Genomic DNA, 23295 nt, shown 5'->3' on the forward strand with positions numbered 1-23295 from the left:
CGGCTCATCGACGCAAGTTGTAGCGCTCTCGAAAAAGTTCAAAAAATATTTTCCTTCTGCCTTGGAGCGTAGGTGGCGTTTGTTTCTCTAGCGATACAGTTTTAAATAACATTTCGCTCTACAGATAATCTTGAATTTCTATATATCCTTTAAGAACAATTAGTTGAGTACCCAAATTTGGGTGATCTTTTTTTGTGCCGAAATATTGACAGCTAGTTGCTATGGAACTTTAGTCATGGTTGGGGAGACGCCCTCCTGAAGCCTGCCATCGCTTTGGCAACGCAGGCCACGGTGTTTCTTGAAGGAGCACAGCATGTCGAGCATCTCGTTCTACCTCGCAGTCACGGAGCTACTCCGGAAGTTCGCTTCGACTTCCAGATTCCATGGGCCACCAACGGCTCGGAATCGCTCTGGCTGATTACTCAGCGAGCAATTGAAAACGCGAATTCCAGGCGCGCATTCACCGGCGCAGAGAACGGCTTTGCCTGTTCCATGCCTGCTCTCGCCAAACACTGAAACAAAGAACTGCGCAAGCCAGCACGTGACTTGGCGCGGGCGGATTTCTTCGTCCCGAGCCTTTCCCATATAGATCGAGGGCAATCGAAATGGCCAATTTCAACAAGTCGGATCTGGAGTTCATCCTCAAGCAAATCTTCATCGCGGAAGCGCATGCGGCCGGCACCAGCCTCAGTGATTTGCTACCCAACAGTCAGGTGCCTTTCGGCCTGCGTACCGTCGATGGCAGCTACAACAACCTGGTCGCCGGGCAAACCGAATTTGGCGCTGCGGACAACTCCTTCCTGCGTCTACTGGACGCCTCCTACAGAGCGGCTTATGCCGGGACCGGGACGGTAGTTGACGCGCAGCCACGGATTATCAGTAACCTGATCAACGACCAGACCGCCAACAACCCGGCCGCCGTTGCAGCCAACGGTGGCGCCGACCCGGTGATCAGTCCCGGGCTGGACGGCGTGTTCGGTACCGACGACGACAAAGAAGTGTTCTTCATTCCCAACGAGTCGCCGGACGTCGGCCTGACCGCCGGCTTCAACTCGTGGATGACCTTTTTCGGCCAGTTCTTCGACCACGGCCTGGACCTGGTTACAAAGAGCAGTACCGACATCGTTTTTATCCCGCTGCAGCCCGATGATCCATTGTATGTACCGGGCGGCCCAACCAACTTCATGGTGTTGTCACGTGCCGTGCGTACCGCCGGCGTGGACGGTGTCGTCGGCACGGCCGATGATGGGCAGCCCAACACCACCTCGCCGTTCGTTGATCAGAGCCAGACGTACAGCTCGCACCCGTCGCATCAGGTGTTTCTGCGTGAATACATGCTCAATGCGGCTGGCGAGCCGGTTGCCACGGGGCGCTTGATTACCAACCGCGATCTCGGCGCCGATGGCAAGTTCGGCACGGCCGATGATGGCGACGGCGCGAGTGGTGGCATGGCGACCTGGGCAGTGGTCAAAGCCCAGGCCCGTGACATTCTCGGCATTAACCTCACCGATGCTGATGTGCACAGCGTGCCGCTGCTGGCGACCGATGCATATGGCAATTTCATTCGCGGGCCGAGCGGCATGCCGCAGGTGGTGATGCGCGTCAGTAACGGTGCCGACGGTATCGCCGGAACAGCTGATGACGTTACTCAACTGGTCGAAGGCAACCGGGATGCGCCGATCAGTCTGGCCAGCGCCGTGAGCACCGGGCATGCCTTCCTCGACGACATCGCCCACAATGCCGCGCCGGTCGTGGTCGGTGGGAATTTGCAGGCGGACGGCGACACCGATGTCGGCAATGCGCAGCCCGCTGGCCCCGGTGGCAACAACCTGACCTATGACAACGAATTGCTCGATGCCCACTACATTGCCGGCGATGGCCGGGTCAACGAGAACATCGGCCTGACGGCTGTACACCATGTGTTCCACTCGGAACACAACCGCCTGGTCGAGCAATCCAAGCAAACCATATTGGCCGCGGGCGATCTGGCGTTCCTCAATGAGTGGTTGGTGGATGACGTCGCCGCGATGCCGGCTTCGCTTGCCGAAATCGCAGCGTTGGTGTGGGACGGCGAGCGCCTGTTCCAGGCCGCCAAGTTCGGCACCGAGATGCAGTACCAGCACTTGGTTTTCGAAGAGTTTGCGCGGACCGTCCAGCCGCAGATCGATGAATTCCTCGCACCCAACGGCTATGACACCTCGATCAATCCGGCCATCCTCGCCGAGTTCGCCCACGTGGTGTACCGCTTTGGTCACTCGATGTTGACTGAAACGGTCGATCGCTTCGACCCAGAGTTCAATCCGCTGCTCACTGACCCTGACAACCCGGACTCGCAAATGGGCCTGATCGCGGCCTTCCTCAACCCGCTCGCCTTCGCGGGCAGTGGCGCGACGGCGGACGAAGCGGCAGGCGCGATCATTCGCGGTGTGACCCGCCAACTGGGCAACGAAATCGACGAATTCGTCACCGAAGCCTTGCGCAACAACCTGCTGGGGCTGCCGCTCGATTTGCCGGCCCTGAACCTGGCGCGCGGTCGCGACACAGGCATTCCGACGTTGAACGAGGCGCGGCGTGAATTCTACGAAATGACGGGCGACAGCCAGCTCAAGCCGTACATCAGCTGGGCGGATCTGGCCAATAACCTCAAGCACCCTGAATCGTTGGTCAATTTCATCGCAGCCTTCGGCACCCACGGGGCCTTGACGGCGGCCGATGTCGATACGCTGGTCGAGATGCGTGCGATTGCCGCGGCCCTGGTGTTTGGCGGCAGCGCGGTCATCAACGCCGGTACTGCCGATGAGCGTACCTTTACCGCCACTGAAGCGGATCGTCTGGACTTTCTCAACAGTTCGGGCATCTACGCCATGGTCAACGGTGTGACCACCACCGGTGTCGACGACATCGACTTCTGGGTCGGTGGCCTCGCCGAGCAGAAGATGCCGTTTGGCGGGATGCTCGGCTCTACCTTCAACTTCGTGTTTGAAACCCAGATGGAGGCGTTGCAGAACGGCGACCGGTTCTACTATCTGTCGCGCGTTGCAGGCCTGAACTTCGGCACCGAATTGGAGAACAACTCCTTTGCCAAGTTGATCATGCTCAACAGCGATGTTACCCATCTGTCGAACACCGTGTTCCTGACGCCAACGTTCACCCTCGAAGTGAATCAGGCCAATCAGTTCACTGGCCTGGGTGCGGACGGCCAAGCCGACCCGACGGGCGGCCTGATGATCAACGGCGTGGAAATCGTCAAGCTGGTGGTTCGCGACAACCCCGACACGCAGGGGGCAGACAGCAATTTCCTGCAGTACAACGGTGCGGACCATGTGGTATTGGGAGGCACCGCCGGCGATGACATCATCATTTCCAGTGAAGGCGATGACACGCTTTACGGTGACGGCGGCAACGACCGCCTGGAAGGCGGCGCCGGCAACGACGCGGTCCTGGGCGGCGCCGGTGATGACATCATCACCGATTCGTTCGGTGACAACCGTCTGGAAGGCAACGCCGGTAACGACGTGATCATCGCCGGCAGCATGCTGGCCGGGGGCAACCTGATCCTGGGTGGCGATGGTCAGGACTTCATCGTCACCACCGAAGACATCAGCACCACCTTCGGCGGCCAGGGCGACGACTTCATCCTTGGTGCCAAGACCAACTTGCCACCGACCGGCAACGAAGGTGACGACTGGATCGAGAAGGGCACCCAGGACGGTGCACCTGGCGATAACGCCTCGCCGTTGGCCAACGATGATGTGATCGGCAACGACATCTTTATCGGTGGCGCTGGCTTCGACGAAATGATCGGCGAGGGTGGCGATGACATCTTCGTCGGCAGCGATGCCCAGGACAATATGGACGGTATGTCGGGCTTCGACTGGGTGACCCATAAGAATGACAAGATCGGCGTGACCGTCGACCTGACCATGGCCGCGCTGGCGCAGCCACACGGTAACGCGCCAAATCAAAACAACGGGCCGTTCAACCCGGTCGGCGCATCGCCGGCCTCGATCCTCGACCGGTTTGCCGAGGTCGAAGGCTTGTCCGGTTCGAAATTCGGCGATGTGCTCAAGGGCGATAATGTTGATGCGGTCACCATCGTTGACCACGGTGGTACGACGGGCAGTGCGCTGACCAATGTGGCGTTGATCCGCGGGCTGGAGCAGTTCCTGGCCGACGCCGGTTTGCCGACCACCGGCTTTGCCACGGGCAATATCATCCTGGGTGGCGATGGCAGCGACCTGATCGAGGGTCGTGGTGGTGATGACCTGCTCGACGGCGACAAATGGCTTAACGTCAGGATTGCGGTTTATGCCCCTGACGACACCAACCATAGCGGCCCTGAGATCGCCTCCTTCGACAGCATGGTCGAGATGATCCCGTTCATGATGGACGGTACCTATAACCCGGGTCAGCTCAAGGCCGTGCGGGAAATCCTGCCCGGTACCTCGACAGGCGGAGCCGCCTACGACACCGCGATTTTCTCCGGGCAGCAGTCCGAGTATGTGGTGACGCGCGACACCCGCGGTACGCTCAATACAGCGGACGATGTCTGGACGGTGGCCGATACCGTAGCAGGGCGCGACGGCACCGATACCCTCCTGCATATCGAACGCCTGCAGTTCTCCGATACCCAGCAAGTGCTGCTGCCGGGGCTCAATGCGCAACCGGTTGGCAGACCGAACATCGCCGACGCAAACGGCGGGGCGATCACGGTGGGCGACGTGCTGACGGTCAGCGTGGCCGGGGTGAGCGACGCCGACAATATTGGTGGCAGCCTCAACAACTCCTCGGTGTCCTACTACTGGCAATTCGAGGCGGATCCAGGCAGCGGCGTTTTCGAAGACATCATCTTGTTGCCGGCCGGCGACCTGGCGTTCCAGAGTGCCGACGGCACCACGTTCAAGGTCTCGCCCGACCTTGCCGGGTTATCGCTGCGGGTCAAGGCAATCTACCAAGATGGGCATGGCACTACTGAAGTGGTGTTCTCGCAGCCGACGGCCGTGGTCGTTCCCGGCGCGCCGGTCGTACCGACGTCGCCGACACCCGTGGCCGATGCCACGGCCGGTGGCGAGGGCCTTCACATGGTCCGCTCCGACCTCAACTTCATCCTCGATCAGATCAAGATTGCCGAGGCTGACGCGGCCGGCCAGGACATGCTCTCGCTGATCCCGAACATCCGCGCGCCGTTGGGCCTGCGTGCGGTCGATGGGTCGAACAACAACCTGCTGAACCTGAACGGCAACAACCACACCGAGTACGGTGCTGCCGATAACCTCTTCCCGCGGCTGAGCGACCCGGTCTTCAATCCGGCAGAAGGTGTACCTGCCGGTTTCTTTGGTCCCGGCTCGCCAGCCATTCCGGGTTCGTCTTATCAGCAAACCAGCGGCTTTGTGTTTGACTCGCAGCCGCGCACCATCAGTAACCTGATCGTCGACCAGACATCGAACAACCCGGCGGCCTATGCCACGGCTTATGACCCTGGGGCCAACGGTCATCTCGACTTTGGCGTAACCGGTAGCGGTAACGACGACGTGCTCAAGGAGGGGGTACGGATCGTCGCCAGCCCTGGCATGGATGGCCAGTTCGGTACCGGCGACGACCACGATGTGTACCTGTTCGAGAACACCGCGGCGGATGCCGGATTGTCCGCGCCGTTCAATGCCTGGATGACCTTCTTCGGGCAGTTCTTCGACCATGGCCTGGACCTGTTGACCAAAGGCGGTTCAGGCACTGTGTTCATCCCGCTGCAACCGGACGACCCGCTGTATGTACCGGGCGGCAACACCAATTTCATGGTGTTGACCCGCGCGACCAACCAGCCAGGGGCGGACGGCGTGCTGGGCACGGCCGACGATGTCCGTGAACACACCAACACCACCACGCCGTTCGTGGACCAGAACCAGACCTACAGCTCGCATCCCTCGCACCAGGTATTCCTGCGCGGATACGTGATGACAGAGGATGGCCCCAAAGCGACCGGCAATCTCATCACCAACCGTGACCTTGGGCCGGACGGCAAGTTTGGTACCGCAGACGACAGCGAAATCGGTGGCATGGCGACCTGGAAAGTGGTCAAGGCGCAGGCACGTGATGTGCTGGGTATCGATCTCACCGACGCCGATATCGACAGCAGTCCGCTGCTGGCGACGGACGCCTATGGCAACTTCATCAAGGGGCCGAACGGCTTCCCGCAAATTGTCGTTCGGCTTAACAATGGGCTGGACGGTATTGCCGGCAACGCCGATGACGTCACGACCCTCGTCGAAGGCAATCCGGCCAACCCGATAAGCCTGGTGAACGCGGTACGCACGGGCCATGCCTTCCTCAACGACATCGCCCATAACGCTGTGCCGGTTGTCGTCGGCGGGGTTTTGCAGGCGGATGGCGATGTCGATGTCGGCAATGCGCAGCCCGTTGGCCCGGGCGGCAACAACCTGACCTACGACAACGAACTGCTTGACGCTCACTACATCGCCGGTGATGGCCGGGTCAACGAGAACATCGGCCTGACCGCAGTGCATGCGATCTTCCACGCCGAGCACAATCGATTGGTTGCGCAGACCAAGGACACCGTGCTCGATTCCAATGACGTGGCCTTCCTCAACGAGTGGCTGCTCTCGCCGGTTGCTGCCTTGCCGGTCAACCAGGCCGAGATCGATGCGCTGGTGTGGAATGGCGAGCGCCTGTTCCAGGCGGCCAAGTTCGGCACCGAGATGCAGTATCAGCACCTGGTGTTCGAGGAGTTTGCGCGGACCATCCAGCCTCGCGTTGACCTGTTCTTCGCACCGACCCAGGTCTATGACGTCGACCTTGATGCCTCGATCGTCGCCGAGTTTGCCCACACCGTGTACCGGTTTGGCCACTCGATGCTGACCGAGACTGTCGATCGCTACGACGTCAATTTTGACGTGATTGGCGATCCGAGCAGCGCTGATCCCGATCAGCAACTGGGCTTGATCGCGGCGTTCCTCAACCCGTTGGCCTATGCCGCCAGTGGCGTGACGCCGGAGGATGCGACCAGTGCGATCGTGCGCGGGGTAACCCGGCAAGCCGGTAACGAAATCGACGAGTTCGTCACCGAGGCGCTGCGCAACAACCTGCTGGGCCTGCCTCTTGACCTGCCGGCGATCAACATCGCCCGTGGTCGCGACGTGGGGATTCCCTCGCTCAATGCGATTCGCCGCGACATCTACAACCAGACCGGAGATACCCAACTCAAGCCGTACAGCAGCTGGGTCGACCTGGTGCAGCACCTCAAGCATCCGGAGTCGTTGATCAACTTCATCGCGGCTTATGGTACGCACAGCACGATCACGGGGGCGACTACGCTCGAAGGCAAGCGTGCCGCGGCGATGTTGTTGGTGTTCGGCGATGGCGGGATCAACGAGCCATCCGATCGCCTGGACTTCCTCAACGGCACCGGTACCTGGGCCAACGTAACGCGGGCGGGCAAAGACGGGGTTCTGGGGACTGCCGACGATCTGAAGGGTGTGACGATCACAGGGGTCGACGCCATCGATCTATGGATTGGTGGCCTGGCCGAAGAGAAAACGCCGTTTGGCGGCATGCTCGGCTCGACCTTCAACTTTGTGTTCGAAAATCAAATGGAGAAACTGCAGGACGGCGACCGCTTCTACTACCTGGAGCGCACCTCTGGCCTGTCGATGAATGCCGAGCTGGAAAGCAACTCGTTCGCCAAGCTGATCATGGCCAACACCTCGGCCACGCACTTGCCGGGCCTGGTGTTTTCGGACCCGGGCTTCTATCTGGAGAGGGATCAGTCCAAGCAGTACAACGATGGCTTGGGCAATGCCGACCCGCTGGACGAGAACGGCCAGCAGGTGGTGTTCCGCGACAACCCGCTGACTGCCGGACCGGACACCAACTACATCAAGTACACCGGTGACCAACACATCGTGCTGGGCGGTACCAACGATGCAGACATCCTCATCGCGAGTGAAGGCGATGACACCGTCTGGGGTGACGGCGGCAACGACCGCATCGAGGGCGGTGACGGCAACGACCAGCTGCGCGGTGGTGCCGGTGACGACATCATCAGCGATATGGGCGGCGACGATAACATCCAGGGTGGCGACGGCAACGACGTGCTGCACGGTGGTAACGGCATCAACCTGATCATCGGCGGGTTCGGCAATGACTTCATCGTGACCGGTGAGGACGCCTCCGAGGCCATTGGTGGACAGGGCAATGACTTTATCCTGGGCAGCAAGGCCAACGAACAGGACATGGGTAACGAAGGCGACGACTGGATCGAGAAGGGCACCTCCGACGGTGCGCCTGGCGACAACTTCGATCCGCTGGGCAACGACCCGGTCATCGGCAACGATGTCTTCATCGGTGGCAACGAGAACGACAAGTTCAACGGTGAAGGCGGCGACGACATCATGGTCGGCAGTCTCGGCTTTGGTGACCGCTATATCGGTGGCTCGGGCTTTGACTGGGCAACCTTCAAGGGGCTCGCCCAGGGCGTGAGCATCGATTACAGCGACCGCTTTTTCGATGTGCCGCCGGTTCCGGGCTCGGGTGCTTCGGCACTGGTGCGTTTCGACATCATGGAAGGTCTTTCGGGTTCATCGCACGGTGACTTCCTGCGCGGCGACAATCAAGATGCCGCATCGTTACCGGGTGCAGGTGCAACCGGCAGTGTGCTGACCAACATCAACCTGATCGACGGCCTGGCGGATGTGCTGCCGGCCGGAGCGACGTTCTTCGATGGCGGCAACATCATCCTCGGTGGCAGCGGCAGCGACCTTATCGAAGGTCGCGGTGGCGACGACATCATCGACGGTGACAAGTGGCTCAACGTACGCATCAGCGTCCGGGCAAATGCCGATGGTACCGGACCGGAAATCGCTACCTTCGACAGCATGGAGCCACTGGTTCCGTTCATGCTCAACGGTACGTACAACCCGGGTCAGTTGATCATCAAGCGGGAGATTCTGACGGGCGATGACAGCTTCGACACTGCGGTGTTCTCCGGTAATTCGACGGAATACATCGTTTCTGTCGAGGGCAACACAGTCATCGTGACGGATCTGGTGGCGGGGCGTGATGGTGTCGATCGCTTGACGGGCATCGAGCGTCTGCAATTCTCTGACCTGGCGCAGTCATCCGGCGTTGGTACTGCCTTGAACGAGGGGCCATCGGGTCATCTGGCGATTCTCGATGATGCTACCGGTCTGCGTGACGACACGCCTGTGGCCGGCCAGTTGCTGCGCGTCAGCGGTCGTGCCGTACACGATGCGGACAACGTAAGCGGCGCCAATCCGACCGGTACGTTGTCCGGAGCGGTGGCTTACTACTGGCAGGTGGAAAACATTCCAGGCACGGGGATCTATGAGGACATCACCGTTGTTGCCGCCGGCGAAGCCTCGCGGGCGACCGGGACCACCTACCGGGTGACGGACGATGTGGCGGGTCTGAACATTCGCGTTCGGGCGGTGTATCAGGATGCCAAGGGCACGCTGGAAATCGTCGACTCGTCGGCGAACAGCGCACCCACCGCGGGGCCGACGGTCACCGGGCTTTTGGTGGAGGACCAAGTGTTGACCGCTGACCCATCGAGCATCATCGATCTGGATGGCCTCAGCAATCCGCAGTTCACCTACCAGTGGCAGGCAACCAACGGGGTCAGCTTCGTCGACATCGTCGGAGCCACCAGTAGCACGTTCACGCTTGGCCAGGACCAGGCCGGCGACCAGGTGCGGGTGGTGGTCAGTTACGTGGATGACTTTGGTGTATCCGAGAGCGTGGCGTCCGACCCTTCGGACCCGGTCGCCAACGTCAACGATGCACCCACCGGTGCGTTGCTGATCAGCGATACGACACCGGATCAAGGACAGGTGTTGACCGCGCTGACTGCCGGGATTGCCGATGAGGATGGGCTGGGCACCTTCAGCTTCCAATGGCAGCAAGGTACTGGCGCTTCCTTCACCGACATTAACGGCGCGACCGCTGCGACCTTCACCCCGGGCTTTGCGCAGGGCAATCTGCAATTGCGGGTGATCGTGCGCTATACCGACGGCTTCGGTACGCTGGAGACGCTGACCTCGGCGGCAACCGCTGCCGTTACGGTAACGCCTGGCGTGGTGCTGGTGGGTACCCTTCTTGCTGACACCCTCACCGGTGGCGCGGGTGCCGATGTGCTTAGTGGCCTGAGCGGCAACGATACGCTCAATGGCCTGGCCGGTAATGACCAACTGCTAGGTGGCCTCGGCAATGACATCCTCAACGGCGGAGACGACAACGATATCCTCAACGGCGATATCGGCGACGACTTTCTCAACGGTGGCCTCGGCGCGGATGCCATGAATGGCGGTCTCGGCAACGACACCTTCGTGGTGGACAATGTCGGCGACGTTGTCACTGAGATTGCCTTGGGCGGTACCGATCTGGTGCAAACCAGCCTGGCCAGCTACGTGCTGGGTGCCAACCTCGAGAACCTGGCCTATACCGGTGCGGGCAGCTTTACCGGTACCGGTAATGCGCTGGCCAACATCATCACTGGCGGGGTTGGTAATGACGTCCTCAGTGGCGGGGACGGCAACGACACCCTCAACGGCGGGCTTGGCGCGGATGCCATGAACGGCGGTGCCGGCAACGACACCTTCGTGGTGGACAATGTCGGTGACAGCGTCACCGAAGCGTTGGGCGGTGGTACCGATCTGGTGCAAACCAGCCTGGCCAGCTACCTGCTCGGGGCCAACGTCGAGAACCTGACCTATACGGGGGCAGGTAACTTCACCGGTACGGGCAATGCGCTGGCTAACACCCTGACCGGCGGGGTGGGTAACGACATCCTCGATGGCGGTGCGGGTGCTGACCAGATGGCAGGGGGCGCTGGCAACGACACCTACATCGTCGATGTGGTCGCTGATGGGGTGTTCGAGGTGGCGGGTGGCGGTTCGGATAGCGTGCAGACGACGCTGGCCAGCTACGTGCTTGGTAATAATGTCGAGAACCTGGCTTACACCGGAGTCAACAACTTCGTCGGTAACGGTAACGGGCTGAACAATAACATCGTCGGCGGGGCAGGTAATGACACCCTCAACGGCAACAGCGGCAACGACATCCTTACCGGCAACGCAGGTAACGACACGCTCAATGGTGACATCGGCAACGATCAGCTGTTGGGTGGCATAGGCACCGATACCCTGAACGGCGGTATCGGCGATGATGGCCTCGACGGTGGTGACGGAAACGATGCCTTGAATGGTGACGCAGGCAACGACACGTTGCTGGGTGGGCTGGGTAATGACGTGCTCGATGGCGGTACCGGCAACGATCTGCTCCAGGGCGGCGATGGCAGCGACACCCTCAACGGTGGTATCGGTAACGACACATTGCTGGGCGGTATCGGCAATGACTTTATCGATGGCGGAGTGGGCAACGATAGGGTCACTGGCGGTGCCGGCGACGATGTGATGGTCGCCAGCGTTGGCAACGACGTCTTCCTGTTCGCGGCGGGCTTCGGGGCCGACCAGATCATCGGCTTCGATGCCAACGCGGCGGGGGGCCAGGATCTGCTCGATATTTCCGCATTCGGTGTCACGGCTGCGACCTTTGCCAGCACTGTCATCATCACCGATGTCGGTGCGGATACCCTGCTCAGCTCCGCAGGAGGCGCTGAAACCATCCGCCTGGTCGGTGTGGCCGATGCGACAACCATCACTGCCTCAGACTTCATTCTGGCTACTTGAGGTGAAGTCCAGTCAGCGTTAACCGAGGCGGGGAGGGCAATGGATGCCCTCCCTTTCTTTTGCCGATGGATGTCGTCTGCCGCTTGCAGTCTGGAAAACTACGCTTGATCGCACTCCCGCAGGATCAGGCAAGTTGTCAGAAGGATCTGACTAACTCGCTGCACACCTTTATCCCTAATCTGAACACGTAGCGAGGCACCTCTCGCGTCATCAAGCACTCAGTAAAGGATAGGGATCATGTCGAACATTTCGGAAAAAGTAGTGGTGATCACTGGCGCCAGCAGCGGTATTGGCGAGGCGGCCGCGCGTCTTTTAGCTGGCAAGGGGGCACACGTCGTGCTGGGTGCACGTCGCACGGATCGCCTCGAAAGCCTCTGCCGTGAGATCAATGCCGCGGGCGGGAGCGCCCAATTCAAGGCGGTTGATGTCACCAGCCGGTCTGACGTGCAAGCGTTTGTGGATTTTGCCGTCAGCCTCCATGGTCGCGTCGATGTGATCGTCAATAACGCCGGTGTAATGCCTCTGTCGAAGCTTGAAGCGCTGAAGGTCGCTGAATGGGACCAGATGATCGACGTCAACATTCGCGGCGTCCTGCATGGTATTGCAGCAGGCCTGCCTCTGATGCAGAAGCAGAAATCCGGACAGTTCATCAATATAGCGTCTATCGGTGCATACACAGTCAGCCCGACAGCCTCTGTTTACTGCGCGACGAAATTTGCGGTACGGGCCATTTCAGAAGGACTGCGTCAGGAAGTTGGTGGAGACATTCGTGTCACCGTTATTTCGCCGGGGGTCACCGAATCGGAATTGGCCGAGAGCATCTCAGACGAAGGTGGACGGGCCGAGATGCGTGAGTTTCGTAAGATCGCACTGCCTGCCCAGGCCATCGCCCGTGCTATTGCCTATGCCATCGAGCAACCTGCCGACGTTGATGTCAGTGAGCTGATTGTCCGGCCAACCGCCAGCCCCTATTAATGTGGCGAGACTGGAGGAAAAGAAAATGACGGTCAAAAAGTCCGCAGATCAAGACAAATACGTCGGCATGTGGGTTACGGCAGATGGGCATATTCGCCATGAGCTATTGCCAGGCGGCCGATATGATGAGGCCCGAGGCAAGACAGCGAGCGCCTACCAGGGAAGATATTGGCTGGAAGGTGACCACATTGAATACGTCGATGACACCGGGTTTACCGCTGATGGCGAGTTCCGGGAGGGGATTTTGTATCACGCAGGCATGATTCTGTATCGCGAGGACTAGAAGCTGACCTTAGCGGTGATGAGCGTCGCTCCATCGAGGCTCATCAGGAATCACCGCGCATGGCGTAAAAAAGTTGTACAAGATCGGTCCTGATGGCGTAAAAACTATACATTAAGCTATTTTTGTATAGAATTTACAAAAGGCCGAGACGATCATGAACGTGGCTGATTCCAAGCGTTGCTTTGGACATCGTCTGTCGAGATGCTGGCTGTTCGCGTTGTTGCTGGCGGTACCTTGCTGGGCGGATTGGCGTCCCGCACTGCCAGACGGGCGTCTGTTGGGCAGCGGCGACTTTACCTGGTTCGGCGTGAGTCTCTACACAGCGCGTTTGTGGAGCCCAGGGATGCCGATGACCTGGGACCAGCCTTTTGCACTCGAACTGGTTTATCACCGTGCCCTTTCCCGGGACGCACTGGTTGAGGCCAGCCTCAAGGAAATGCGTCGCATGGCAAAGGCTCGTCCAGATGAGCCCACACTCCAACGCTGGTCCAGTGAAATGCGTGATGCCTTCGTCGATGTTCGGCCGGGAATGCGCATTACCGGGCTTTACCATCCGGGTAAAGGCTGCACTTTCTTCGTCGACGGCCAACTGCGCCGGCGGGTCGAGGACCCTGCATTCGCCCGTGCCTTCTTCGACATTTGGCTGGACCCGCGTACTCGGGACAAAGAACTGCGTCAACGCCTGCTGGGGATGGCCGGGCCGGCGGAGTGAGGAGGTTGAGATGCGTCGATTAGCGGTACTGCTCGTTAGCCTGTTGCTGGTCAGCTGTAACAACGTTGGCGTGGACCACTACGCGAAGGAGCGACCCGCCCTGGATCTGGTGGCCTTTTTCTCCCGGCCGGTACAGGCTTGGGGGTTGTTCCAGAATCGCTCGGGCGAGGTGGTCAAACGTTTCCATGTCCAGATTGAAAGTCGCGTCGAAGGACAACAATTGATCCTCGACGAGCGATTTCTCTACAGCGATGGCACGCGTCAGCGGCGTACCTGGACGCTGGAACGGACCGGTTCCGGGCGTTGGCGTGGCCGTGCGGACGATGTCGTCGGAGAGGCCAGCGGCGAGATCGCGGGCAACGCGCTGCACTGGCGCTACCGCCTTGACCTGCCGGTTGACGGCCGGCATTGGGAAGTGGATATGGACGACTGGATGTACCTGATGGACGAAGACACGATCATCAATCGCACGACTATGAGCAAGCTTGGCGTCGAGTTGGGACAGGTGATCCTGTTCTTTCGTCGCCAGCCGGCGGCATCTCCCTGAACCCACGATGGCCGAGCCGAGCAGGCGCTATTCGCCCATTGGAAAGATCAGCGCCGAGCCGCCAGTCGCAGGATAAGCGGCATCCATACAGCCCAAAGCGGCGCGAGCAGCAGGACTGTGCCCAAAGTGCCCCAAGGCAGACCGACACCCGCCAACGATGCGCCGGCGATGTAAGCCGGGGGACCGCCGCACATGCCCAGTAGCGCGCCGTACCAGATGGGATGTCGAGCCCAGGCCAGGCTATGGCGAAGTCCACTGGCCAGCACCAGCCACAGTACCGCCAGCCATAGAGGTAAGGGGCGCTGGGCAAAATCGAAAACGCCCAGCGCACCCAGGCCGGCATCCAGTGCGCAGCCTGCCATTGCCACACAGACCAGCGTGGTTGCTTCCTCGCGCGGCCGCGGGCAAGCAGCCACATGCACCAACAAACCTGCCGCCACCGGGAGCAGCAGCCAGGGATGCCGCTCGCTCAGCACGCAAGCCCACCACGCGGCTTGCATCCACAGTGCGTTGCCGATCAACCAGGCCCGGCTCATCAGGCACCCGGCAGCGAAGCTCGACGTGCGGCCGGGGCTGCCCAGAGCAGTTGCGCGACGCCAATTGCGCGCTCCTCGAAACCGCCCTGGCAATAACACAGGTAGAACTCCCAGAGGCGTTGAAATGTTTCGTCATAGCCCAGCTCAAGCAACGCGGTGCGCGACTGGCGCAAGTTGTCGCGCCAGTGCTGCAGAGTCCGCGCATAGTCCTGTCCGAAGTCCTCCATGTGCACCAGGTTCAACGTGGTATGGCAACTGGCGGTCTGCAGCATGACGCTCAAGGAGGGCAGGGCACCGCCGGGAAAGATATGGCGCTGAATGAAATCCACCGAGCGCTGGGCCTGTTCATAACGCTGGTCGCGAATGGTGATGGCCTGCAACAGCATCAAACCGTCTTCTTTGAGCAGCGATGCACACCGACGGAAGTAAACCGGCAGATAGCGGTGCCCCACTGCCTCGATCATCTCGATCGAGACCAGTTTGTCGAAGCGTCCGCGCAGGTCGCGGTAATCCTCGCGCAGGACGGTAATGCGTTCTTGCAGGCCAAGATCGCGGACGCGCTGCACGGTATGGGCGTACTGCGCCTCGGACAATGTGGTGGTCGTCACCCGGCACCCGTGACGGGTAGCGGCATGGATCGCCAGGCTACCCCATCCGGTACCGATCTCGAGCAGATGATCGTCGGGGCTCAGCGCGAGTTTCTCGCAGATACGCTCGAGTTTGTTCAGTTGGCCTTGCTCCAGGCTCTGCTCCAGACTGTCGAACATTGCTGCCGAGTACATCATGGTCGGGTCCAGCAGCCGCTCGAACAGGGCATTGCCCAAATCGTAATGAGCGAGAATATTGCGCCGCGCGCCTTGCCTGTTGTTTCGATTGAACCAATGCAGCAGGCGCAGGACCGGTCGACCCAGGCGCGCCAACCCGCCATCAAGGGCGTCGAGCACTTCCAGGTTGGCGACGAAGAGTCGGGTGACCGCCGCCAGGTCCGGCGTTCGCCAGTAGCCGTGGATGTAAGCTTCACCGGCACCGATCGAGCCGTTGGCAGCCACCATGCCCCAAGCTGCTTCGTCGAAGATCTCGACCTCGGCGTGCAGTGTGCTGCCGGCATCGCCAAACAGCCACTGTCGGCCCTGATAGATCAGGCGCAGACGTCCTTGGCGCAGGTTGCGCAGTTGGGAGAGCACGGCGCTTCTGCCCAGGCCGCCGAACAACGGCGCCAAGCCAAAGGATTTACTGACGCTCAGAGTTGGATCGGACATGCTCGGGCTCCTCGTGGAAGTCATGGCCAAGGTCTTGGCTGCTCTGACGGGTGGTGTGGGCAAAGAGTGGGGTGCGCTTGAGCAACAGGCACATGGCTTGCCAATAAATGGCACTGAGGGTACGCAGGCTCATCCAGGGGAAGGCCAGTACGTGTCGTCTCAATGCAGCGGCATCCAGCGGCTTGCGCTGCAGCGCCAGATCGGCCTCGAAGACTTTCTGTTCTTCGCGGTGGTTTTCCATGTGGATGCGCACGTGCGCGCCATCGATGTGGAAGCGCATGTGGTATTGCATGTCCATCGGCAAGAACGGCGAGACATGGAATTGCTTGCTGACCGAGAATTGTCGCGGCTGACCGGGCAGCACCGACAGCACATAGTGAAAACGCTCACGCCAAGGTGTGTTACGCACCTCCAGCACAATCGCTGCCAGGAGGCCATCGCTGTCGTGGCAAAAGTAGAAGCTCACCGGATTGAAAGAAATCCCCCAACTGCGCGGCTGGGTCAGCAAATGAATGGGGCCGCACGGCGCCTGGCCCAAGGCCTTGGCCACCACTTCGCGCACCGCGTCTTTCAAAGGTATGCCGCGACGAGTCCAGGCTGGCAGGTAATCGGTTTCTCGCCAGCTCAGCGGTGCCAGCCGAGTAGCACCGAGTAACGGAGACAGGCCCAGCAGCAATTGCTGTTCGTCCAGATCCAGGTAAAGCATGGCGCTGCGATAGCGGAATCCGTGGTACCGCGGCATCAGGCGTCGGTGGCTGACCCAACCGTAGCAAAGGCTGCTGTTCACAGGCGCTCCCCGAACCGTTCGGCGACGCCCAAAGCGCTGACCACGCCATCCTCATGGAAGCCGTTGGCCCAGTAAGCGCCGCAGAAGTAGCTGTGCTGGTTTCCCTGTAGTTCACCCTGACGTGCCTGGGCCGCCATGGCGGCAAGGCTGTATTGCGGATGTGCGTAATCGAAGCGTGCCAAAACCTGCGACGGATCCACGCAATCGCCCTGATTGAGGCTTACGCAGAAGGTCACCGGTGCGTCGAGGCCTTGCAGAATATTCATGTTATAGGTCACGGCGGCCGGCGCGTGTGCCGGGCCGCCGAGACGATAGTTCCAGCTGGCCCAAGCCTTGCGCCGACTGGGCAACAGGCGCGTGTCGGTGTGCAGCAATACTTCATTGGCGGCATAGGTCAGGGCTCCGAGCACCTCATGCTCGGTGGTCGTCGGTTTCTCCAGCAGCGCCAGAGCCTGGTCGCTATGGCAGGCGAACACGACTTTGTCGAAGCGTTCCTGGCCCGCGGCGCTGGTGATCACCACCCCGGTATCATCCCGGCGGACGCCCATCACCGGGCAATTGAGGCGAATGCGCTCGCTGAAGGTCCAGCACAACGGCTTCACATAACTGCGCGAGCCACCCTCGATCACCCGCCACTGCGGCCGCTGGCTGATCGAGAGCAGGCCGTGGTTGCGAAAGAAACGCACGAAAAAGTGCAGCGGAAAACGCAGCATATCGGCCCTTGATACCGACCAGATGGCCGACCCCATGGGGACGATATAGTGATGGATGAAACGCTGCCCGTAGCCTCGCATGCTCAGGTAGTCGCCAAGGCTTATGGCTTGATCAATGCGGTGGTCGTCAAGGTCTGTTACCGCCTGGCGGTTGAAGCGCACGATATCGCGCAGCATCCCCCAGAAGCCCGGCGACAGCAGATTGCTGCGCTGTGCGAAAAGGGTGTCCAGATTATTGCCGTTGTACTCCAGACCGCTGTCCGGATCGTTCACGGAAAAGCTCATCTCGGTGGGGCGCGAGACGACTCCCAGGCGATCGAGCAAGCGAATGAAGTTGGGGTAGGTCCAGTCGTTGAAAACGATGAAGCCGGTGTCCACGGCATAGCGCTGGCCCTGCCAATCAATGTCGACAGTATGGGTATGACCGCCAATCCAGTCAGCCGCTTCGAACACGGTCACCTCATTGCTACGCGACAACAGATAGGCACAGGTCAGCCCAGAAATCCCGCTGCCGATAATGGCGATACGCATATGACGCTATTCCTGTTCGGTTCGCGCCAGTCGACGGCCCAGGGCCAGGCGCCAACGCGCCGGCAGGGCGCCAAGCAAGCGCAGGACGAGAGTGAAGAGGCGTGGAAAGTTGATCTCCAGCGGTCGTCGCGTCAGGCGCGCGACGACATGCCGCGCAGCGCGGTCGGCCGTCCAGAGTTGTGGCATGGCAAAGGTATTGCGCCGAGTCAGGGGGGTGTCGATGAACCCCGGGCTGACCAGCGTTACATCAATGCCTTCGGCGTGTAGATCCAGGCGCAGGGATTCAACGAGATAACGCAGGGCCGCTTTGGACGCGCCATAGGCTCCGGCCCGCGGCAGCGCCAGCCAGGTCACTGAGCTGCCGATCACTACCAGATGGGGTCGGTGCCCGCGGCGCAGCAGTGGCAGTGCCGCCTGCAAACAGTAGCTGACCGCCAACAGGTTGGTACGCATCACGCGCTCGACTGTCTCGGCCTCGAACTTGCCCGGCACCAGGTATTCGCAGGTGCCGGCGTTCAGAATCACCAGGTCCAGTGCGCCCCACGCCTGCTCGATGTTGTCGCAAATGGCCGAAACTTGACGCGGGTCAGCCACATCGCCGGTAGCGAGCAAGGCCCCTGGGTAGCGCAGCACGAGCGGCATCAGTGCTTCCGCCCGCCGCCCACCCAAGGCCACCGAATGGCCTTGCTCCAGAAGCCGTTCAGCCAGGGCGGCACCAAGGCCGCTGCTGGCCCCTGTCAGCCAGCAGCGACTCATGCAAGCCTCCCTTTGATCCAGCCGATCACTGCGCCAAGTACGGGAACGTGCTCGTAGATCAGGGCACCGGCATCGAAATAGTCGTGGTGCAGGTAGACATGCGTTGCCCAGCGCAGGTGGCTGCAGCCTTGCAGACTGATCGGCTGGCCACGGGACAGGCGCGGATGACGGAAGTGCAGGTTCCAGCGCAGATAACCTTGACCGGGGGCGGTTTCATCCACGTCCAGGAGTTCGTAGCGGATATCCTCGACGTTGCTGTACAGGTTTTCAAAATAGCTACGCAGTGCCGGCAGGCCATTGAGTTGGTGCAACGGATCACGAAATTGAACGTTGTTGCTGTACAGCTCGCCCAGTTTATCCAGGCAATCAGCGTTCAGCGTTGTGAACGTGTCAGCGAAATGGCGGAGATATGCAGACATGGCCGGCTCCAGGCAAAATTGTACAAGTTGAGAAAACTGTACAGGTTTACCTGAAGCCTACGGGGAAAATTGTACAAGTCAATATTCTTGTACACTTTTTGTATCGGTCGTTGCGTTACTTGTCTTGACCGCCAAGCCTTGCCAGTTGACGGCGAAGATCAGCCACTTCGGTCTCAAGCGACTGAACTCTTTCCAGAGCGGCAATCTTTTCGCTGACGTCGTGCTGTATGCCAATGTAGTAGGTCAACTGATCGGCATCGTTGTACACGGGAGTGATAGACAACTCGTTCCAGAACAGGCTGCCATCCTTACGGTAGTTGCGCAGCACCTGACGGCAGGGCTGACCGAGGCGGATGGCGTCGCGGATTGCGTTGAGGCTGGCCTGGTCATGATCGGCTCCCTGCAGGAACCGGCAATCCTGATAGAGTATTTCGTCGGCACTGTAGCCGGTCAGGCGCTCGAAGGCAGGGTTGGCATAGATGAGAATGCTGTCACTGCCTTCCTGCTCGGCCACGACGATGCCGTCATTGGAGGCTTCGACCATAAGTTGCAGGAGTTTGGCGTCAATCATGGTCCGGGCTCGCTGTAGTTCGAGGATTTGCCTCACAGCGTAGTCGTCAGCGACAGCCATGCCTAGATGGCAAGACGCAGGAACCCGGACCGCGATTGGCTGGTTAAATAGCGCCATGCCTGGTTTAGAATGGCGACACACTCAGGATGTAACGACTTTCAATGACCGAGCCCCTCGAATCCGCCTCCGACGACGCCTTGCTCCCCATGCGCGAAGTCGCCAGCCTGACTGGCGTCAACCCGATCACCCTGCGGGCATGGGAGCGTCGCCACGGATTGATCCGACCTGTTCGCACGGTAGGTGGGCATCGCCTGTATTCGCAGCAAGACATCGAACATATACGCAGCATCATGCTCTGGACCAGCCGAGGTCTGCCAATCAGCAAGATTGGCGCTTTGCTCAACCGGCAGCAGAACACGCCGGAGCTCGCTGTCACAGACGCGGCCGAAGCCCCTCTGCTCCAATGGCAACAGGCAATTCATCGTGCCACGCAGGCTTTTGATGGCGCCGAGCTGGAGCGCCTTCACGGGCAACTGTTCACGATCTACCCGAAGGCTACGGTACTGGCGGCTGTTCTGCTGCCGGTCTGGCGCAGCCTGGCAGTTGGCGATGCTTTCGGTCGACGCAGTCAGTGGCTGTTCCTGGACGCCTTCTTTCGTGCGCGGTTGTTATTGCGACTGCAGATGAACCCGGGCAACGGTGCTTGCGTGCTGCTGGCCGACGGCTCTGGCCATGCACACGAACTGGAGCTGTTGTGCGCCGGCTTGTTGATGAGCAACGACCAGCTGCGCATTGAAGTGCTGAGCCCGGGCCAGCCCCTGGAAGAACTGCCATTGCTGTGTACAGCGATTCAGCCCGCCGCGCTGGTGTTGTTGGTCCAGACGCCACTGCAGGCCGATGCGCACAAGCGACTGCGTGCCCTTCAAATGGGCGTTACGTGCCCATTGGCCTTGGTCGGCGACGCAGCTGCCGCTTCGTCGTCAGGGCTTCGTGGTTCTTCAATTGCCGTATTGGGCAACGACGAAGCGAGTATTTTGCCCAGGCTGGAAGCCTTGGTAAGGGGAACGCTGCAAATATGAATTTGGCGTTTCAGCTAAGCAGGTTTATCTGAAACGGCATTACTGATTCCGTCCAGCTCCTGCCACGGGTTGGATAGAGAACCCTTCCTGGGACACTGGGAAATGTGAGGAAACTCCAGTGTTCTGTCTGACTCGGATTGCTCTGCCTTGCAGTTCCTGCAGACGACCTTTGTTTGCGAAAGAATCCAGTTTCCATGCCATGCAAGGAGTTTTTCAGAGGGTGACATGGTCATGAAACCTCTACAAATACTGTACAGATTTTTCTGTATTGTAGAGGTTTTTTGTCCGTTTCCAATCGACTTTGTGAGCAGCTCCACACAAATAGATGAGGATTTTCGGTGGTCACTCACGCGGTGCCCACCGAAAATCTGCACTCTATTCTGCTGATGACAGCGGCGGGGTACGAGGCGGGATCATTCGTTTCGACCCGCTGGCTTCGAATGCCGAGGCAAAACGCAACAGTGCCGAATCGTCATAGGCTCGGCCGGCAAACGTCAGGCCTACTGGCATGCCGATATCCGCCATGATGCCCATCGGCACGGTGACTGTCGGCACACCCAGATGCCGGATGGCCAGGTTGCCATTGGCCACCCATACGCCGTTACTCCAGGCGATGTCGGCAGAGGCCGGGTTGACATCGGCGTCCGCCGGGCCAACATCCGCGACGGTGGGGAACAGCACTGCGTCCAGGCCCAGCCGATCCATCCAGTCTTCCAGATCGAGTTTGCGCGTCTGCTCGAGCCCACGCAGTCCATCGGGGACGGTACTGATCTGGTCCCACGGGGTGATACCACGCTCGGCCATCTTCACGTATTCGTCCATGCCGGCAGCGAGGTCGCCCTCACGGTTGGGCAATGTTCCCGGGTCATGGGGGAAAATCTTCGGTCCATCGACATCGACCAGTCGATTCAGCTTCGGATCGCCATTGGCTTGCAGGAAATCATCGAAAGCCCACGCAGTGAGATCCCACAATTCATGGTGCAGGAACTCCTTGGAGACGATGCCGCGATTGAACACCGTCGGCGCACCGGGACGGTCACCTTCGCAATTGGACACCAGCGGAAAATCGACTTCGATGACCTCGGCGCCAGCGGCTTCAAGAGCCTTGCGCGCCTGTTGCCAAAGACCGATCACCGACTCGCGGGTATTGATACGTTGGCCGGTCGGGCCACCGATCCCGGGTGCTTCGCTGGTGCCTGCTTCCGGATCGGCATTGATGTACATGCGCGGCACGCCGAGGCGCTTGCCGGCGAGCGCATCGGGTTGCGCGGCAAGTTCAAGATAGGAGGCAGGACGTACCGAAGCGACGCTCGGAATCGGCACCCAGGGTTGCATGCGCCACAGGTCGCCACGGGTGTCAGGGTCGTCCGCCACGACCACGTCGAGCACCTCCAGCAGGTCGGCCATGGTTCTGGCAAACGGCACGACAACGTCCATGGTCGGTGTCAGCGGCCAGTTGCCGCGCACCGAAATCACGCCACGCGATGGCGTGTAGGCGCACAAGCCATTGTTGGACGCCGGGCCACGGCCGCTTGACCAGGTTTCCTCGGCCAAACCGAACGCCGCGAAACTGGCGGCCGTGGCTGTGCCGGCACCGTTCGACGAACCGGAGGCGAACGGGGCGGTGAGGAAGTCGGCGTTGTACGGGCTCTCCGCACGGCCATAGACCCCGCGCTGCATTCCGCCGTTGGCCATGGGCGGCATATTGGTCTTACCCAGGCAAATCGCACCGGCGGCGCGCAGTCGTTCGACGGTGAACGCATCGCGATAGGCAATCAGATCCTTGAACGCTGGGCTGCCCGAAGCAGCCGTCAGGCCCTTGACCAGGTAACTGTCCTTCGCCGTATAAGGAATGCCATCGAGTGGCCCCAGCGTCTCGCCCCTGGCCCGACGGGCATCGGCAGCTTGCGCTTCCTTGAGCGCGTCCGGGTTGCGCACCACCACGGCATTGAGCGCGGTGTCGGTGTCGGCGCCGTCATACGCATCGATCCGGGCGAGGTAGGCCTGGACCAGTTCGACCGACGTGGTCTGGCCGGATTCGAGCGCAGCGCGCAATTGGGCAATGGAAACTTCGGTGACTTCAATCATGCGGTTACCACCGGCTCTCTCAAATATGAATTTCTTGACGGATCTGCTTGCGCAGCGTTGCGCGACGCAATCCGGTTTTCAACCTTAAGCCGCGTATTTTGCACTAAGCCGGGGCAGGGCGCCGCCATTGCCCCTCCATACGGACACGGATAATGGCCATTTCGATCCCCTTTTGGCCGATCGCACGCTGTGAACGGTCCAGGCTGTCAGCAAGAATCGGTGGCAGGCGGCCGAAGCAGCCGTGTACACAGCTTCCATAACCATAATCTTTTGCTTCCTTTGCTCCAGGCCACGTTCAAGGCCACTGCCGTTACCGATT

The 23295-nt window shown here is 60.3% G+C and carries 14 protein-coding genes; 6 read left to right on the forward strand and 8 right to left on the reverse strand.

What is annotated here, in order from left to right; genetic code table 11:
• The first annotated feature begins 605 nt into the window (after positions 1 to 605).
• The 5 genes from ASD60_RS07440 (at position 606) to ASD60_RS07460 (ending at position 14237) form a co-directional block, all read left to right on the forward strand.
• Positions 606 to 11720 (forward strand): peroxidase family protein, encoded by an 11115-nt coding sequence (locus ASD60_RS07440; RefSeq protein ID WP_056853384.1) that lies wholly within the window; start codon positions 606 to 608, stop codon positions 11718 to 11720.
• A 237-nt stretch (positions 11721 to 11957) separates the two neighbouring features.
• Positions 11958 to 12695: an SDR family oxidoreductase gene (locus ASD60_RS07445; RefSeq protein WP_056853385.1), complete on the forward strand. Its 738-nt coding sequence runs from the start codon at positions 11958 to 11960 to the stop codon at positions 12693 to 12695.
• A 25-nt stretch (positions 12696 to 12720) separates the two neighbouring features.
• A complete protein-coding gene (locus ASD60_RS07450; protein ID WP_056853386.1) occupies positions 12721 to 12978 on the forward strand; it encodes an Atu4866 domain-containing protein in 258 nt (85 codons plus the stop codon).
• A gap of 154 nt (positions 12979 to 13132) precedes the next feature.
• Positions 13133 to 13690, forward strand: coding sequence for a chalcone isomerase family protein (locus ASD60_RS07455; RefSeq protein WP_082557540.1), 558 nt, complete (start codon positions 13133 to 13135; stop codon positions 13688 to 13690).
• A gap of 10 nt (positions 13691 to 13700) precedes the next feature.
• The gene (locus ASD60_RS07460; protein ID WP_056853387.1) at positions 13701 to 14237 is read left to right on the forward strand and encodes a DUF3833 domain-containing protein; all 537 of its coding nucleotides are present in this window, start codon (positions 13701 to 13703) and stop codon (positions 14235 to 14237) included.
• 47 nt (positions 14238 to 14284) lie between these two features.
• On the opposite strand, the gene ASD60_RS07465 is transcribed toward ASD60_RS07460, so the two are convergent.
• The 7 genes from ASD60_RS07465 to ASD60_RS07495 all read right to left on the reverse strand — a co-directional run bounded on the left by ASD60_RS07465 (position 14285) and on the right by ASD60_RS07495 (position 19809).
• Positions 14285 to 14773, reverse strand: coding sequence for a DUF2878 domain-containing protein (locus ASD60_RS07465; RefSeq protein WP_056853388.1), 489 nt, complete (start codon positions 14771 to 14773; stop codon positions 14285 to 14287).
• A complete protein-coding gene (locus tag ASD60_RS07470) occupies positions 14773 to 16032 on the reverse strand; it encodes an SAM-dependent methyltransferase (RefSeq protein WP_056853389.1) in 1260 nt (419 codons plus the stop codon). Before ASD60_RS07470 ends, ASD60_RS07465 begins: the two co-directional genes overlap by 1 nt.
• Positions 16004 to 16819, reverse strand: a complete 816-nt coding sequence (locus ASD60_RS07475; protein WP_056853390.1) for a DUF1365 domain-containing protein — start codon at positions 16817 to 16819, stop codon at positions 16004 to 16006. Before ASD60_RS07475 ends, ASD60_RS07470 begins: the two co-directional genes overlap by 29 nt.
• Positions 16816 to 18063, reverse strand: coding sequence for an NAD(P)/FAD-dependent oxidoreductase (locus tag ASD60_RS07480; protein WP_056853391.1), 1248 nt, complete (start codon positions 18061 to 18063; stop codon positions 16816 to 16818). The genes ASD60_RS07475 and ASD60_RS07480 overlap by 4 nt, the downstream gene beginning before the upstream one ends.
• Before the next feature lie 6 nt (positions 18064 to 18069).
• Positions 18070 to 18819 (reverse strand): SDR family NAD(P)-dependent oxidoreductase, encoded by a 750-nt coding sequence (locus ASD60_RS07485; RefSeq protein ID WP_056853392.1) that lies wholly within the window; start codon positions 18817 to 18819, stop codon positions 18070 to 18072.
• Complete coding sequence (locus ASD60_RS07490; protein WP_056853393.1) at positions 18816 to 19238, reverse strand: nuclear transport factor 2 family protein; 423 nt, start codon at positions 19236 to 19238, stop codon at positions 18816 to 18818. The genes ASD60_RS07485 and ASD60_RS07490 overlap by 4 nt, the downstream gene beginning before the upstream one ends.
• 115 nt (positions 19239 to 19353) lie before the next feature.
• Positions 19354 to 19809: a PAS domain-containing protein gene (locus tag ASD60_RS07495; protein WP_056853394.1), complete on the reverse strand. Its 456-nt coding sequence runs from the start codon at positions 19807 to 19809 to the stop codon at positions 19354 to 19356.
• Between the two features lie 161 nt (positions 19810 to 19970).
• Here ASD60_RS07495 and ASD60_RS07500 point away from each other — a divergent pair, with 161 nt between their 5' ends.
• Positions 19971 to 20888, forward strand: coding sequence for a MerR family transcriptional regulator (locus tag ASD60_RS07500; protein ID WP_056853395.1), 918 nt, complete (start codon positions 19971 to 19973; stop codon positions 20886 to 20888).
• A 375-nt stretch (positions 20889 to 21263) separates the two neighbouring features.
• Here ASD60_RS07500 and ASD60_RS07505 read toward each other — a convergent pair whose 3' ends face one another.
• The gene (locus ASD60_RS07505) at positions 21264 to 22976 is read right to left on the reverse strand and encodes an amidase (protein ID WP_056853396.1); all 1713 of its coding nucleotides are present in this window, start codon (positions 22974 to 22976) and stop codon (positions 21264 to 21266) included.
• Positions 22977 to 23295 lie beyond the last annotated feature (319 nt).

Source organism: Pseudomonas sp. Root562, assembly GCF_001427125.1.
Lineage (GTDB): Bacteria > Pseudomonadota > Gammaproteobacteria > Pseudomonadales > Pseudomonadaceae > Aquipseudomonas.

Bases quoted from the DNA above. Each gene is read 5' to 3' on its own strand.
- ASD60_RS07480 (WP_056853391.1), bottom strand. From the start codon at position 18,063: ATGCGTATCGCCATTATCGGCAGCGGGATTTCTGGGCTGACCTGTGCC.
- ASD60_RS07500 (WP_056853395.1), top strand. From the start codon at position 19,971: ATGACCGAGCCCCTCGAATCCGCCTCCGACGACGCCTTGCTCCCCATG.
- ASD60_RS07490 (WP_056853393.1), bottom strand. From the start codon at position 19,238: ATGTCTGCATATCTCCGCCATTTCGCTGACACGTTCACAACGCTGAAC.
- ASD60_RS07460 (WP_056853387.1), top strand. From the start codon at position 13,701: ATGCGTCGATTAGCGGTACTGCTCGTTAGCCTGTTGCTGGTCAGCTGT.
- ASD60_RS07495 (WP_056853394.1), bottom strand. From the start codon at position 19,809: ATGATTGACGCCAAACTCCTGCAACTTATGGTCGAAGCCTCCAATGAC.
- ASD60_RS07455 (WP_082557540.1), top strand. From the start codon at position 13,133: ATGAACGTGGCTGATTCCAAGCGTTGCTTTGGACATCGTCTGTCGAGA.
- ASD60_RS07470 (WP_056853389.1), bottom strand. From the start codon at position 16,032: ATGTCCGATCCAACTCTGAGCGTCAGTAAATCCTTTGGCTTGGCGCCG.
- ASD60_RS07485 (WP_056853392.1), bottom strand. From the start codon at position 18,819: ATGAGTCGCTGCTGGCTGACAGGGGCCAGCAGCGGCCTTGGTGCCGCC.
- ASD60_RS07445 (WP_056853385.1), top strand. From the start codon at position 11,958: ATGTCGAACATTTCGGAAAAAGTAGTGGTGATCACTGGCGCCAGCAGC.
- ASD60_RS07505 (WP_056853396.1), bottom strand. From the start codon at position 22,976: ATGATTGAAGTCACCGAAGTTTCCATTGCCCAATTGCGCGCTGCGCTC.
- ASD60_RS07440 (WP_056853384.1), top strand. From the start codon at position 606: ATGGCCAATTTCAACAAGTCGGATCTGGAGTTCATCCTCAAGCAAATC.
- ASD60_RS07465 (WP_056853388.1), bottom strand. From the start codon at position 14,773: ATGAGCCGGGCCTGGTTGATCGGCAACGCACTGTGGATGCAAGCCGCG.
- ASD60_RS07450 (WP_056853386.1), top strand. From the start codon at position 12,721: ATGACGGTCAAAAAGTCCGCAGATCAAGACAAATACGTCGGCATGTGG.